This is a genomic window from Mycobacterium sp. NGS68 (genome assembly GCF_059812195.1).
In genome coordinates, this window is sequence record NZ_JCALCE010000002.1 from 203,709 (window position 1) to 218,717 (window position 15,009).

General features: G+C 65.0%; 9 protein-coding genes and 1 riboswitch. Of the genes, 2 read left to right on the plus strand and 7 right to left on the minus strand.

Going from position 1 to position 15,009, the window contains the following annotated elements; genetic code table 11:
* The first annotated feature begins 14 nt into the window (after positions 1-14).
* Together acpS and qcrB are read left to right on the plus strand one after the other, a co-directional pair.
* Positions 15-407, plus strand: a complete 393-nt coding sequence (acpS, locus tag AC5Y5V_RS03865) for a holo-ACP synthase AcpS (protein WP_499931282.1) — start codon at positions 15-17, stop codon at positions 405-407.
* A gap of 142 nt (positions 408-549) precedes the next feature.
* Complete coding sequence (qcrB, locus tag AC5Y5V_RS03870) at positions 550-2,127, plus strand: cytochrome bc1 complex cytochrome b subunit (protein WP_499931283.1); 1,578 nt, start codon at positions 550-552, stop codon at positions 2,125-2,127.
* A 48-nt stretch (positions 2,128-2,175) separates the two neighbouring features.
* Here qcrB and AC5Y5V_RS03875 read toward each other — a convergent pair whose 3' ends face one another.
* From AC5Y5V_RS03875 to AC5Y5V_RS03905, 7 genes are all read right to left on the minus strand, one after another.
* Positions 2,176-4,002: a DUF2339 domain-containing protein gene (locus AC5Y5V_RS03875; RefSeq protein ID WP_499931284.1), complete on the minus strand. Its 1,827-nt coding sequence runs from the start codon at positions 4,000-4,002 to the stop codon at positions 2,176-2,178.
* Positions 4,003-5,179: 1,177 nt separating this feature from the next.
* Entirely contained in the window at positions 5,180-6,859 is a 1,680-nt protein-coding gene (locus tag AC5Y5V_RS03880; RefSeq protein ID WP_499931285.1) for an Nramp family divalent metal transporter, read from the minus strand.
* The gene (locus AC5Y5V_RS03885) at positions 6,856-8,145 is read right to left on the minus strand and encodes a magnesium transporter MgtE N-terminal domain-containing protein (protein WP_499931528.1); all 1,290 of its coding nucleotides are present in this window, start codon (positions 8,143-8,145) and stop codon (positions 6,856-6,858) included. The genes AC5Y5V_RS03880 and AC5Y5V_RS03885 overlap by 4 nt, the downstream gene beginning before the upstream one ends.
* A gap of 256 nt (positions 8,146-8,401) precedes the next feature.
* Complete coding sequence (locus tag AC5Y5V_RS03890) at positions 8,402-9,625, minus strand: PPE family protein (protein ID WP_499931286.1); 1,224 nt, start codon at positions 9,623-9,625, stop codon at positions 8,402-8,404.
* A 21-nt stretch (positions 9,626-9,646) separates the two neighbouring features.
* Positions 9,647-10,828, minus strand: coding sequence for a PPE family protein (locus AC5Y5V_RS03895; RefSeq protein ID WP_499931287.1), 1,182 nt, complete (start codon positions 10,826-10,828; stop codon positions 9,647-9,649).
* An 18-nt stretch (positions 10,829-10,846) separates the two neighbouring features.
* Positions 10,847-11,146, minus strand: a complete 300-nt coding sequence (locus AC5Y5V_RS03900) for a PE family protein (protein ID WP_499931288.1) — start codon at positions 11,144-11,146, stop codon at positions 10,847-10,849.
* Positions 11,147-11,424: 278 nt separating this feature from the next.
* Positions 11,425-11,602: riboswitch (M-box (ykoK) riboswitch) on the minus strand.
* A gap of 1,143 nt (positions 11,603-12,745) precedes the next feature.
* Positions 12,746-14,578 (minus strand): NAD-binding protein, encoded by a 1,833-nt coding sequence (locus tag AC5Y5V_RS03905; RefSeq protein ID WP_499931289.1) that lies wholly within the window; start codon positions 14,576-14,578, stop codon positions 12,746-12,748.
* Positions 14,579-15,009 lie beyond the last annotated feature (431 nt).

The window sequence follows — 15,009 nt, forward strand, 5'->3', positions numbered from 1 at the left end:
TAACCTGGCGACCCATGAGCATCGTCGGAGTGGGGATCGACCTCGTCTCCATTCCTGATTTCGCCGAGCAGGTCGACCAGCCGGGCACCGTGTTCGCGGCGACGTTCACGCCGGGCGAGCGGCGCGACGCGTCGGACAAGAGTTCGTCGGCGGCGCGGCACCTGGCGGCCCGCTGGGCGGCCAAGGAGGCGGTGATCAAGGCCTGGTCCGGGTCGCGGTTCGCCCAGCGTCCCGTGTTGCCGGAGGACATCCACCGCGACATCGAGGTGGTCACCGACATGTGGGGCCGGCCGCGCGTGCGGTTGACCGGCGAGATCGCCAAGCATCTGGCCGACGTGACGATCCACGTGTCGCTGACCCACGAAGCGGACACCGCGGCGGCCGTGGCCATCCTCGAGGCTCCGTAGCGCGAGCAGCCGAACGTCCGCCGTCAGTGCGGGCTCGGCGCCACTAGCACACTCGACGAACTACTACGCACTGTGGTACTACAGAGAATAGTAGATTGCCGGACCGCAACGTGGCGGTTTCGGTCGCGAGGGGATGATCGCCATGAGCCTCAAACCGAACACAGCTCAACGGGCGCACGCCGTCGATGCCCTGGACACCCGCTATCACCCGTCGGGCGCGCTGCGCCGCCAGCTGAACAAGGTCTTCCCGACACACTGGTCGTTCCTGCTGGGCGAGATCGCGCTGTACAGCTTCATCGTGCTGCTGATCACCGGCATTTATCTGACGCTGTTCTTCGACCCGTCCATGACCGAGGTCACCTATCACGGTGTGTACCAGCCGCTGCGCGGCGTCGAGATGTCCCGGGCCTACGAGTCGGCGCTGAACATCTCGTTCGAGGTCCGCGGCGGGTTGTTCGTCCGGCAGATCCACCACTGGGCGGCGCTGATGTTCGCCGCCGCGATCATGGTGCACTTGGCCCGCGTGTTCTTCACCGGCGCATTCCGTCGACCGCGCGAGGCGAACTGGGTGGTCGGGTCGCTGCTGCTGATCCTGACCATGTTCGAGGGCTACTTCGGCTACTCGCTGCCCGACGACCTGCTCTCCGGCATCGGCCTGCGCGCCGCGCTGTCGTCGATCATGCTGGGGTTACCCGTGGTCGGAACCTGGCTGCACTGGGCGTTTTTCGGGGGTGACTTTCCCGGCACCACGCTGATCCCGCGGCTCTACGCGCTGCATGTCCTGCTGATACCGGCGGTGATCCTGGCGCTGATCGGGCTGCACGTGGCGCTGGTGTGGTTCCAGAAGCACACCCAATTCCCCGGCCCGGGACGCACCGAGCACAACGTCGTCGGCGTGCGCGTGATGCCGGTGTTTGCGATCAAGTCCGGCGCATTCTTCGCGACCATCGTCGGCATCCTGGGCCTGATGGGCGGCCTGCTGCAGATCAACCCAATCTGGAACCTGGGACCGTACTCGCCCGCGCACGTGTCGGCGGGCTCGCAGCCGGATTTCTACATGATGTGGCCGGAAGGCCTGATGCGGTTGTGGCCGGCGTGGGAGTTCTACATCGGCCCCTACACGGTGCCGGCGGCGGTCTGGGTCGCGGTGATCATGGGGCTGGTGTTCGTCCTGCTGACGATCTATCCGTTCCTGGAGAGGCGGTTCAGCGGTGACCGCGCACACCACAACCTCCTGCAGCGCCCGCGCGACGTGCCCGTGCGGACCGCCGTGGGTGCGATGGCGATCAGCTTCTACATGGTGCTCACGTTTGGGGCGATGAACGACATCATCGCCCACACCTTCCACATCTCGCTGAACGCGACGACGTGGATCGGGCGCATCGGCATGGTGCTACTGCCGCCGCTGGTCTACTTCGTCACCTATCGGTGGTGCATCGGGCTGCAGCGCAGCGACCGCGATGTGCTCGAGCACGGCGTCGAGACGGGCATCATCAAGCGGCTGCCGCACGGCGCCTACGTCGAGCTGCACCAGCCGCTGGGCCCGATCCCGCTGGAATATCAGGGCGCACCGGTGCCCAAGCGGATGAACCGGCTCGGCGCCGGCGGAAAGCCGGGTTCGGGTGTGCTGCAACCCGACCCACCGTCGGAGGATGCGGCACTGTCGCGAGCCAAGCACGCCGCCGAGCGGCGGGCCCTCACCGCGCTGCGCGAGCAGTAGGCGGCGCCAGGGTAGCGCGAGCAGACACAAAAGCCCCCGACTCGCCCACTATTCGGGGGCGTTTGCGTCTGCTCGCGAGGGGGAGGAGAGGCTGCGGGCGTAACCGGCGCCCATACCCAGCAGCACCAGCCCGACGACGACGAACGCCCCGACCCGGAAGATGCCGTCCAGCGTGGCAAGGTCGAACAAGAACAGCTTCGCGAGGGCTGCGGCGGTGAGCGCCAGGCCTGCGGCGATCGGCACCGTGCGGCCGTCGCGGCTGTTCTGCCGCAGCGCATAGACGAAAAGTGTTGCTGCCGTGCCGATCCAGCAGATGGTGGCCACCATGTGGCCGGCGATGAAGCCGCCTTTGCCGCCGACCAGGACGCCGGCGGTCACCGTGAATGCCGTGACCGCATAGACGACCACCGACCCACCGGCCATGCCCAGCACGCGACCCAGGTCGGGGTTCTGGCGGCCGAGCCCCGCACACGCCCACCCCATGACGAGAGCGAATGCGACGGCGAGCACGCTGGCCGCCAGCACGGACACCGCTATCGAAAGGGGCTGCCGCGTCGGGGTGAGGAGCTCGTACGGCGATGCGTAGCCGAACATCAGTAGTCCGCCGACGGCGCCGAATCCGGTTGCCGCCCAACGTGCGACGGCGCTGTTGCGGCCGGCACCCGCGACGATCACGCCCAGCGCCAGCAGCACCGGCGCCGCCACAACGCCGTTACAGGCGACCGTCACGGCGATCAGCGCGGATATCGCCGACAGCCCAGACCAGACGTGGACGACGACGCGGGGGAGTTTCCTGGCTACCAGCACGATTGCGAGCGTGGCCGCCGCCAGTCCCGCCGCCAGCGCTGCGGCCGATACGCGATCGACTCCGATTCCCGCCGCCAGCACGGGTACGGTCCCGGCGGCCGACACCGTGGCCAGCGCGCCGGGGTTCGTGGTGCCCGGCAGCAGAACCAGGGTGCTGGCGATGGCCAGGACCGCGGCCACCGCGCAGGCGCCCCCGACCAGCAGCGGATTGTCGTGGCCGTTCATGGCCACCAGCGCGACGAGCAGCGGGATGGTCCCCGCGGCCATTCGGGCTGCGTGCAGCCAGGGCCAGTCCTTGCCAAGCTGTACGGGCAGGGCGGCGACCGACAGCGCGAGCATGAAACCGATGAGCAACAGGTCAAAACCGTTGGTAATGACCGGTGCCAAGCCAATCAGCGGGACCAGCACCAGCAGGCCCAGGTGTTCGGAGTCCCACCGGCGGGCCAACGCAAGGCCCGCGCCGCCTACCACAGCGGCGATCAGCAGTCCCACGGCCGACGGCACCCACCGGTAGAAGCTGGTGATCGCGATGACGTCCAGGTATGCGGCGGCGATGGCGGTGGCGGCCAGTGCGATAGCGCCGGTCCGCCCGCCGGGCCGGCCGCGCAGCCGGGCGGCAATCGCGATGAGCGCGATTGACAGCGCTCCGCCGCCGGCCACCCGCAGCTGCGGTCGCAGCAGGCCGGCCTGGGCGGCGAGCACGAGCAGCAGCACCACGCCGATCAGCGTCACGGCCACCCCGGCGACGGCCAGCGCCTTGCCGATCCAGCTGGACTCGGCGCGTGGCGCGGGCGATGGGGTGGGTGCCGACGGGCCAACGGGCGGGACCGTGACGGGCGGTCCGTACTGGGGCCAGACTTGCGGCCGAAACGGCTGCCAGTAGGCCGCCGGCGGGGAGACCGGCGATGCGACTGTGGGCTCAGGTCTCGGCGCAGCGGCGGTCGCGGCGATCACCCGGTCGAGTTCGTTCAGCTGCCCGGATACGTGGGCCATCATGCGCGACAACGCGTCGAAGTCGTAGCGGAGCCGGGCGATGACGGCGGTGGCGGCTTGGTGCGGTTCGGTCACGCTATGTCAGCGTGCCCTCTCGCACGGCGAATGAAATGAGTAGTACTACCCGATTGCCGCGCGAGCAGACATGGCACGCCATCGAGCGACGGGCGCTCACCTGCGGGCCGGGCCGACTGCTCGAAGCCGGGTGGCAATCCTCCTCTGGAGAGTGCCCCGTATGAGCGGGCCGTTCGTGGTGTGTGGTGCTTTTCAGTGCGGGCCGATCCGCCGAACCCGGTTAGCGGAATGTCACCTGTGCCTCACGATGCGGCAGGCTACACACCCTCCGCCACCGTGCCCGCGTGTCGCATAGCCACCGACCTGCGCATGCGCGGAGGAAGCGGTCGCGACATGAGCCAGGCCCAAGCCCGTGGTGGCCAGGATGGCTGCCGCGGCCAACCGCGCGAGTCTGTGCATGTCAAGAGGATACAAGTGGGCCAGTCGACGCAGAGGCAACCGATGAGACCGAATACCCAACGATTTGCTTACGGAAGCCTGACAAATTGCTTCGAGTCCCTGGTCGGTGCTGCGAACGAAATTTATTGCCGTTGAAACCAATCGGTACCGAGAGTCGCACGTTTGGCGGAAATCGACCCGCTGCTCGCCGAGTCTCGCGAGGCTGCCCAAGCGACGTCAAATGACGAAAGTCGGGGCGTAGCGCCGCTAATCGCGTATTTCAGATGGCACAAGACGGTTACGCCCGCCGGAAACCTTTCTGTTCGGTGGGGGTGCGGGAACTCCGGAAGTGGGGGGTCCCGGCGGGGGTGGCGCCACTACGGGAAGCACAACTGGTGCGGGGGGCGCCGCGTTGCCCAACGCTGCACCGCCGCCAAATCCGGACACCAAGCCGACCATGAAGGCACCACCGGCCACCACGACCTTGATCCGGGAGCGAGGGGGCATCGAACTCTCCACTTTGTGTTGGGCTACCTGCGACCATGGTCACACGAGATGTTCTTAATAACGTCTCGCTTATATTGCGATACTGTGAATTACTTCAGGCATGTCTGCCCGTCCGCCTGCACCTGAGGGCGGTTCATCCAGTAGCCGATAGCGCCATGCTGGGCATGGGCACGCCAATTTGGCGAAAAGGGCTGCCAGCCAGGGTGTCTCTCGCGTCGGCGAAATGGTTACCTAACAACCGGGCTGTTCCGATTGTGCGTTTCTCGTTGTGGCCGAGACGGTCTCGGGACAATTACCGGCCGCTGAGCTGGATAGCTTTGACGATCAGTAGCAGTGCGCCGACAAACAGGTAGGTACGCAAGGCGATCATGCCGAGTCGGGTGCCAGGGGACCAAGTGACCGGCTCGAGCAGAGTGAGGGGCGGCATCCGCCAAGTGCTGCGATCGACCGGCCGGGCCGGAACAGCTTTCGCCGGCGCAACTGGTTGGCGACGGGCCATCCAGCGCAGCACGGGTACCGCGGCGGCGCCGAGGATGACGGGTGCCGCGGCCAGGTAGCCGGCGACGGCGACGACATCGAGGTGGGGAAATATTGTGGTGGCCATCAGAATCCCCGACAGCAACAGCAGGGTGCCGACGATCAGACCGGCGATCCAGTTAAGCCAGGGCCGATTGGTCCAGGGGCCCAACACTTCCCGGTCATTGCACAGCAGCAGCAGGAACACGCTGGCGCTGGGCAACAGCAGGCCGGCCAGCGCCTGCACCGCGGTGGTGATCACCCCGAGCGGGGCACCGGGGATCAGCACGATGGCCGCGGCCAGCACCACCATTGCGGTATAGGAGAAGTAAAACTGTTTGGCGTCGCCGAACCCGCGGTGCAGTGAGTGCTTCAGGCCGAGAACATCGCCGAAGGCGTAGCTGGTGGCGAGGGTTACTGCCGCGGCGCCAAGGATCGAGGCGTCAATCAGCACGATCGCGAATATCGAGCCGAGCATTTCGCTGTGTCGGCCTAGCAGTTGCGCGACGGCCCCGGCGTCCGTGAACTTGCCGGTGGTGCTGGTCGAGCGAGCCGCCCAGTCGCCGGTCATCACCAGCGCCGCGGCCCCGATAACCACGACGAACGCCCCAAGTATGGTGTCGGCGCGCTCGTAGGCCATAAACCGGGGAGTGATGCGTTTGTCGACGACGTTGGACTGCTGAAAGAACAGCTGCCACGGTGCCACGGTCGTGCCGACAATTGCGATGATCAAAAGGACCGCATCCGAGCTAATACCTCCCGAGATGCTGGGCACCACAAATGATTTCACCGTATGGCCCCATTGCGGGTGCGACATCAACAACATCGGGATCTGAATTAGGCTGATAGCGATGAAGACGAACATGGCCCGCTCCCAGCGCCGGAAGCTGCCGCTGGCCATGATCGCGACCAGCGCCACCGCCGAGACGGGCACCACCACGTACTTGGAGACGCCGATGTAGTCGGCGGCCAGTGTGATGCCGATGAATTCGGTGACAATCGTCAAGAAGTTCAGCAAGAATAGATCCCCGACGGAAAACCACCCCCAACCGCGACCGAACCTTTCATTGATCAAGCGGGCGTGCCCAACTCCGGTGACTGCGCCGAGTCGAACCACCATCTCCTGGTTGACGATGAGCACCGGGATCAACAGCAGTAGCACCCAAAGCAACGAGTAGCCGTAGTTCTGGCCGGCTTGCGCGTAGGTGGCGACGCCGCCCGCATCGTTGTCGCCGACCATCACGATCATTCCGGGACCGACGATGGCCAGCAGCGTCAGCAGTCGGGTCTTCAACGTGCGGGGACGGTCCGTCTCGCCGAGGCTGATGCGCCCGAACGCGCCCTCGATATCGCCCAGATGCGCGGTATCGAGCACGGCGCTGCGTTGCGGCGCTGCCTGTTTGGTGCGACCGGCCACCAGACGGGGGCTGGTGACTTTGTCGGCGCGTGAGGTCATGGCGTCTCACCTCCCGGCGCCGACGCGTTGGTTTCGTCGGGTCGGGTGATTTCCCGAACCGGACGAGGGGCGGGTTCGCGGCGTCGCCAGTCCTCGGGGATGGTGGCTTCCAACACGTCGTCGACGGTGACCACTCCAAGCATGCGGTCGCGCTCGTCGACGACGGGGATGGAATAGAGGTTGAAGTCGGCCATCAACCGTGCGATGTCGGTGAGGTCGGCATCGGCGCTGACACAGACCGGGCCGGAATCCATAAGCGCTTCAACGCTTTCGTCGGGTTCGGCCTGCAACAGGGTGATTACCGATACCACACCGGCAAGGCGTTTGCCCTCGTCAAGGACATGCATCATGATGAGTGCTTCCGCTTGTATGCTGCGCGCAACGGCGATCAGGGCCAGGGCCGAGCCCGCGGTTGCGGTGGCGGCGCAGCAGACGAAGTCGACGTTCATCAGCCCACCGGCGCTTTCGGGATTGAAACCCATCAGAGTGATGACCTTGGTGCGCTGCGGGGCGGGCATCAGGTCTAGCACGCGCCGACGCCTTTTTTGCCGCAGGTCTGCGATCGCGTCGGCGGCATCGTCGGCACGCATACGGCCCAAGAGGCCGGCGACGTCGCCGTCGGGCATGTCATCGAAGAGCCGGCTGGCCTTGTCGGGGTCGAGTTCCTCGAACACGTCGGCCTCCAATTCCGGGTCAGTGCGGACCCGGTCGAGGATTTCTCCGCCCTCGGCCTTATCGGCGTCCTCGAGCAGATCGGCGATCTCGGCCGGTTTGAACCCGCCCATGCGGCCCCAGTGGCGACGCACCGCGTCAGAGCGGACATGTCCGATCAGCGGTTCGAATGCCTTCCAATCGCGGGGCGCGCGGCCACCCGAGCCCTTAATCAGCCCGAAAAGCCGCGGGGGACGCCGCGTGTCGAGTCGCGTCAGTACCCACCCGGCGCCGCTATCTTCGAGCGTGACGTCGTATGCGCGAATCAACTCGACGGCAGCCACATCGATCAACCGATGGCCGAGCACGTCTGCACGCAGCAGCACCTCACCTTCTCGGCGCTCAAAACCTCGAAGGTCAACCTTGTTCTTGGCCAACACAATTTGGTCCGACGCGAATCGGTGAATGGCCAGGCTGCCGATGAACACGCGCCGCCCGCCGACCCCGGCCACGATCCCGGTCACCAGCGGATACTCGTGGGCACCGCGTAGGCGGACGATCACGTCCTCGACTCGGCCCACCGCCTCACCAGTGCGGGCTCGCACCGGGCCGCGCAGCAGCTGGGAGAGATGGATTATCGGTAATCCGTGATTGGGCTCGGGCGTCTTATCCGGCGTGCTCACTGGGCCCTCCTCGACACTTCTTCTGGCCTTCGATCGACTGCGGATCAAGCAGGCAGCTCGAGACGCCGGCGTCACCGCCGCTCGGTGCGCCACGTCGCGGCCGCCATCGTGAGAGCGGGGCCAACAGGAACTTCGTGGTCACAATGCACCCTTCGAAGATGGTCGCTATTCGGTTTCGAATCTGGATTAGGGAGAGGTCAATCGTTGGCTAGCCAGCAGCTGGCGGGCGCCCCATCACGCGGGGGCGGGATCCGTATATCGGAGCCGAGAACTCGTCCTCGTGGGTCGCTGCCGTCCCTCCCAGCGGCATCCCTGGCATGCCCACGGGCCCAACATCTTCCATCACCATCGGGGTAGTGCCCAGCACACCGTGGTAGGCCCCCTGCCCAAGACGGCTCGTTGCCGCGACGGGGCTGATTGTCGCTCCGCTCGCGCCCCATGCCGGCGGGACCGAGATCGCTCCGACCAGGCTCGCCCGCCCCATCTGCGCCGACATCGCCGAGGCGGTGCTGGTTAACCCTTCTCGCCCCAGCGCCCCTGCCTGACCAAGGCCGGAGGCCAGATTCGCCTCGTCCGCCAACGCATCAGCACCGTTGGTGGCGGGCAATAAGAAGTTGTACGCCGTCACCGAATCGACCACCGATGTCGGGTTGAGTATCCCGCTGGTGGTGAATGCGTTGGAGAAGTTGGCGACACTCGCGTTGTCGAGGAAGCTTCCGACCAGGGACCCGTTCGACCCGTCGAGGAAGTTGAGCACCCCGGCCAGGCCGGTAGCGGAGGTGTTGGTGTCGGGCGCGAGTCCAAGCCAGGCGGCTAGTCCGGATGCGTCCGTCGACGTAGTGGTGGGGGTCGAGGCGTTGGCGGCTCGGGCGACTGTGGAGGCCTGGTTGGCCACGCCTTCGGCATTGGTCGGTGATAGTGGCGCGGTGAGAGGCGTCAATTGTGTCGCTGCGCTCGAGGCGTTGGCGTAGCCGTTCATCGCAGCCGCATCTTGCGCCCACATTTCCCCGTATCGGGCCTCGGCGGCGGCGATCGCCGGGGTGTTTTGGCCAAAAGTATTGGTGGACAACAATATCGCTAGTTCAGCTCGGTTTGCCGCGACCACGCCCGGGGGCACCGTCATCGCAAACGCCGACTCAAAGGCGGCGGCGGCCACATGGGCTTGGGTGCCGGTCTGCTCGGCCCGGGTGGCAGTGGCGCTGAGCCACTCCAAATAGGGAGTGGCCGCGGCCAACATCGACATCGACGAAGGACCCAACCAACTCTCACTGGTGAGCGCATCTACCACTGAACTGTAATACGCTGCAGTGGAGCGCATTTCACTGGCCGTCGTGCTCCAGGCGGCCGCGGCGGCAAGCATCGACGCGGGCCCCGGGCCCGAATACATTCGGGCCGAGTTAATCTCCGGCGGCAACGTCGCGAAATCCAGCATGAATTCTTCTCCTTCAAAGCGCTACCCGCCGGCAGGCGGGCGCGGCATCACTACTGGGCGAAATCCGTATCTCGGAATGGAGCGGCGGCGCCGCCCGCCTGTGGCCCCTACCGGCGCAAAGCCACCCTGGCCGCCCGCCGGGGATGTTCCGATGTCGGCGAGGCCACTGGCCGGCGACGCCGTCCCGGCCGGGCTGATTGTGGTTGCCGAGGTCCAGGACGGGGGTACCGACAACGCGCCGACCAGCCTCGTACGACCCATCTCAGCCGACGCTGCGGCACCCGGGCCGGCCAGTTCCGCCGGCGCAGCGGGTCCCAGCTCCGATATCTTCTCCCCGGGAATCGCTAACGCCGGCGTGCTGATTGCTTCCTTGTCGCCGCTCATCAAATAGTTGAAACCCGCCACCGTGCCCAAGATGAATTGCGGGTTGAACGGACCGCCGGCCAACGCCCCGTTGGTCACCGCGGTGCTGAAGAAATTGCCATTCCAGAAAGTCCCCAGCGCCGAATCATCCGACCCGTTCAGCAAGCCAGCCAGATCCGACGACAACGATCCGAAGGAGGAGGAGGACCCCGTAGCCCCGGAGGTTGCCGACGACAGTGTCGACTGCACAGTGCCAACCGGTGTTTCGGCCGCTTGAGCGACCGCGGCGGTTTGGCCGGCCACGCTTTCGGGTGTGGTGGGTGATTGCGGCGCGGTGAGCGGCGTCAATTGTGTCGCTGCGCTCGAGGCGCTGGCGTAGCCGTTCATCGCGACGGTGTCTTGTGCCCACATTTCGGCGTAGTGGGCCTCAGTCGCGGCGATCGCGGCGGCGTTTTGACCAAAGATGTTGGTGGCCGTCAACGTCGCAAGCTGGACGCGGTTGGCCGCGACCGCCGCCGGGGGCACCGTCATCGCAAACGCCGACTCATATGCAGTCGCGGCCGCGCTGGCTTGGCTCCCGGCCTGCTCGGCCCGGGTTGCGGTGAGTGCCAGCCACTCCAAATAGGGGGTGGCTGCGGCCAGCATCGACACAGACGACGGACCCAACCAGCTCTCGCTGGTCAGCTCTGAGACCACCGAGCCGTAACAAGTTGCTGTGGAGCGCATTTCAGCTGCCATCGTGTTCCAGGCTGCGGCGGCGGCCAGCATCGGTCCTGACCCAGGACCGGAATATATTCTGGCCGAGTTAATTTCCGGCGGCAGCGCCGCGAAATCAATCATTGATCTATCCCCAGCAGCTCACCGGGCCGCGGCTGTGTTGGCTGCCTCGGTAGCCGCATAGGATGCGGCGCTGGTCTGCAACGTGGCAACGAACATCTCATGCATCGCCGCGGCCTGGGCGCTCACTGCCTGAAACGTTCGGGCGTGTGAGGCGAACTGCGCGGCCGTCAAGAACGACACCTCGTCGGCAGCGGCGGGCACCACATCGCTCATCGGGGCGGCGGCTGCCGCATTCTGCGCGGCCAGCGCCGATCCCACGGCCTGTAAGCGGCTGGCGGCGGCGGTCAGCGACTCGGGTTGTGCAGTGACAAAAACCATCGGAACTCTCCTCATGAAAACAAGCAAGCTTCAGCTACGGTGCGGCAAGCGCACGCGGCCACCACATCTCAGCTCAGGCGGCTGATGTGAAAGTAAGCTTCTTACAGGATGATTCAGGCAGAAGCGACGCTGGGGCAGGGTCGGGACGAAATGCCGATGAATCGCAAACAGAGTCTATGTCTATCGCCCGGAGTCAATTTCGCTCCCACCTCCTCGCGGCCAGGCATGCTGGGATGCCACTTATCGCAATGGGATGAGAGCCCGGCGGGACGGCCGAGCCGGCACCCCTCTCGTCAGAGCTTCGGCACCACACGGCGTATCCGGACCATGTGCGGTCCGGAAGCCACTTGGGCTCAACCCTTAATCCGGGAAGAGCTGTCCTGACCCTGGGCGTCTTTCGACGTTCGAGGTCAGTGGCCTATATCCGTGCGGACGCCTCACCTAGCGAGGTGCTTGCGAGTCAATCCTGCACCTGAAAGCCAACTCGAGTCAAGAATGTTGCGACGCGATCGCGACAATTTCATTTCAACGACCATTAACGGCTACCCGCTCCACCGGTCATTCCATGCCGTCGCGATCGAGATACGCAAACTACATAGGCTTAGCGCCATCCCAGATCGACCCACCTGTTATCTGGAGTTTTACGTTTTCTTTACGGTTGCCGGATACCTGTCCTAGCTACGAAGGGGCGAATGCAGCAAGCAAAGATGTCGCCCGGCTCATGAAGTACGAGCCACCGGGAAATGGCGTTGCGGGGCCTTCGCCGCGCCGACGTTCGTGAGCCGCGGGGCGGTGCCGAATCGCTGCGTTTTCCACCTTTCATGAGAGCCCGAACCTTGCGGATGGGAACGAGTAGTGCCTGGTCCAGCGCGGCGTTAGAGTCGCGTGGGCGACGGCAGGCCTGGACGGACGTGGCGATTTTGGTCTGTTTTGTATAAGGAACCTTGAATTGGCAGGTTATTCACAGGCTCGACCCATTTCCGCCAGCCCGTTCAAGGGTTAAGATCATCGCGGGCATTTGACGTTGTTCGAGACAAATGTCGATATCGCAGTGGCTGGCGGTGCCATTCGTGGGCTCGCAATGTTGCCGTGGACTGTATCGACTCTGAGATCGTCGAGAATTAATCGCGCTACCGGTGATCCGGTGCAGAAATACGTCCGCGCCAAGGCTGCTCGGAATACCGACGCGCTTTCATTCTCAGGCAGCGGCGGTTGATTATCTGGGCGCAAACCAAGCCTCGGTTAGAGCTCATTGAATATCCCGCATTCCGGTCGTGCGGTGCCTTGCTTCGGCATGCCTTGGAGGTGCGGAGGTGCGAATGAATGCGGTCTTCTTCGGTCTCACGTAGACGATCCGGTCACGTAAAGCACCTTCCAATCGCTTGGGGCACAACTATATTCAGACTCGCGGTTCACCTTCCCGCGGCATATCCGGCCGGCATTGCGGCGGGTGGCCACGACATGGACCGGCTTGGACGGCTGAAAACCGTGTTGTCCCAGGGGAACCAGGCAACCCGGCATCCCATCGCGCGAAGGCCGAATTCGCCCACCCGAAGTTCCGCGAAAAGCTGCAACGACCGCCGACCCCCGCGCAGGCAACTACTCGAATCTTCGCGCATAGCCGACCGTGTTGTACCGACTCTCTCTGGGGGGTTGGTCGTCGTCGTGCTGCTGGGGCGCCCGTCCCTTGCGCAGTGTGCACATCAATTCCCGGTAAGGGCCAACGAGGTAGGCGGTGTCGCCGGCTCCAAGACGCGCGTCGGACAGCGGCTGCAGCTGGACGGGCGCGCCCGGGCGGGTGATCGCGATGACGCGTGTTTGGGTGCATTCCTCTGCCACTCGCAACCCGTCAAGTTCGCTGCCGGCCTCTACATGCATCGCGCCTACCATGTATGTGCTCTGACCCACCGAAAATGTGTCCAGCACCTCGAGCCCCAGCGCGGCGCCGACGAACCACGGCGCGGCCAGTTCCACGGTCGATCGAACGTTTTCGAAACCGAAGCGCTGTGCCACCGCGAAGCCGAGTTCGCGATCGTATATCCGTAGCACAAGGGGTACCTCGGGCCGGTTGAGTGCGGGTATCACGGCAGGGCCATACATCTCACGCAGCACAATCCCGGTCTCGATGTTGAACATGTCGTCCTGGGTCAATACGGCGACCGCTCCAGCGCGGTCGATGCAGGCCGACTCCAGCGTCTGTTGCAGCGTCGCGTCTCCGAAGATCACCGGTACGTCGCGTTCTGCGACCAGGGGCAGCAGGGGATTGTCTTCGTCGTTCGTGATCACCGCGACGGCGTATCCGGCGTCGGTCAGCTCATCAACTACGCGAATACCAACCGAACCCAGCCCTACGACGATGACGTGGTAACGCAAATGGCGCACCCGCCGGCGTCCGGCCGTATGGACGAACCGGCGCGATAGCAGCAGGTCGGCGATGAACGCCACGAGGACGGCCGTGTTTGCCATGCCGACGAACATCAGGACGACGCTGAATGTTCGCAGCCAGGTGGCTTGTTGGACGAAGCTGACGTCGCCGTAGCCCACCGTTGTGATCGTTTCGGCGCTGAAGTACAACGCGTCGAGCCATGTCATGCCCGGAGGGCGTTGGTAGCACAACCGCAATAGGATCGTCGAGCTGATCAGCAGGGCCATTCCGATTGCCGCCGCGGGATAGAACGCCGGGTTGACGTCGTCGCGCATGGTGCGCGCGGTGTCGAACAGTCGCCGCAACAACGGCCAGCGGGTGCGCGTAACGATAGGCCTGGAACTCTTCATATCCCGGGCGGCCAGCTGCTCGGCGGTGCCGATCACCGCGGTCCAGTCGCCGGCATGCACCTGCAGGTCGCGTTCCGGGCAGGCGATCATCTCGCCGAGGGAGTCCGAGTTTTCGCCCCGGATCACCGCCACCGGTGCGAGGTCGCCGTGGATGTCACGCAGCGTCGCATCACGCGGCGCCTTACTACCCCAGACTGCGAATTTGATGCCGGCCGCCTCAAACGGGTGCATGGTGAGGGCCAGGCACGCCTCGACGACTGACGGCGCGGCGAGGTCAGCTACGTCGAGGATCGCCCCGGGCCCGTTGTTGGCGGCCATCGCTCCCCGCACCACGTCGTTGTCCAAACGCACCACCACGCGTACATCCGGATTGGCTTTCCTTGCCAACAGCGCGATCTCGAGATTTGTCGAATCGTCGTCCCCGGCACAGACGACGGCGAGCGCGCGGGCGATCCCGGCGTCACGAAGCGCCCGAGCGACCCCGGCGCCGGAGAGCCTGACAACGCGTGCACCGGCGTTGCTCAGGTCTTCGACGATCGTCGTGGCAAGCGCATCATCACCGCTGACAACGACGTGGCCGTCAAGGGGACCGTCGAATTCCTCGAAGTCGACGAAGCCGATCTGGCGACTATCCCCTAGTGGCTCTAAAACATGCATGATTGAAATCCATTTCTGCAGAACCTGAATTGGCCGGGTCTACAGCAGCGCTCGCTGTGCGTGGAACAGCTAATGGACCAGGCGCAGCGCGGCCGCCCGGGGACCGGATGCACGCGACACGAAGTTTCGACCGGAACTGGGACTATCGCCTGGACTCATCTGGCCCTCACCTCCCTGCCGCCAGGACACACGCGGGTGTCGCCGCTCCATCAGGTACCGAAACGGAGATCTCTCTCGTCAGAGCTCTGGCACTGCACGGCCTACCCGACGTGTTCGGAGTCGCTTGGACTCCATGCCGGGAGGAACAGTACTGCCCGGGACGCCTCTCGACGCTCAGGCCAATGTCCTATGCCACACATATGCTTCACCTAGCAAGATGCTTGCAAACTCCAATAATTGCGGCTCAGGTGGCCTAAGTCAATCCGACTGTT

What these genes read in the sequence shown, in the direction of transcription:
- AC5Y5V_RS03900 (WP_499931288.1), bottom strand. Translation starts at nt 11,146, where the DNA reads ATGGTTTTTGTCACTGCACAACCCGAGTCGCTGACCGCCGCCGCCAGC.
- AC5Y5V_RS03895 (WP_499931287.1), bottom strand. Translation starts at nt 10,828, where the DNA reads ATGATTGATTTCGCGGCGCTGCCGCCGGAAATTAACTCGGCCAGAATA.
- AC5Y5V_RS03880 (WP_499931285.1), bottom strand. Translation starts at nt 6,859, where the DNA reads ATGACCTCACGCGCCGACAAAGTCACCAGCCCCCGTCTGGTGGCCGGT.
- AC5Y5V_RS03905 (WP_499931289.1), bottom strand. Translation starts at nt 14,578, where the DNA reads ATGCATGTTTTAGAGCCACTAGGGGATAGTCGCCAGATCGGCTTCGTC.
- qcrB (WP_499931283.1), top strand. Translation starts at nt 550, where the DNA reads ATGAGCCTCAAACCGAACACAGCTCAACGGGCGCACGCCGTCGATGCC.
- AC5Y5V_RS03890 (WP_499931286.1), bottom strand. Translation starts at nt 9,625, where the DNA reads ATGCTGGATTTCGCGACGTTGCCGCCGGAGATTAACTCGGCCCGAATG.
- acpS (WP_499931282.1), top strand. Translation starts at nt 15, where the DNA reads ATGAGCATCGTCGGAGTGGGGATCGACCTCGTCTCCATTCCTGATTTC.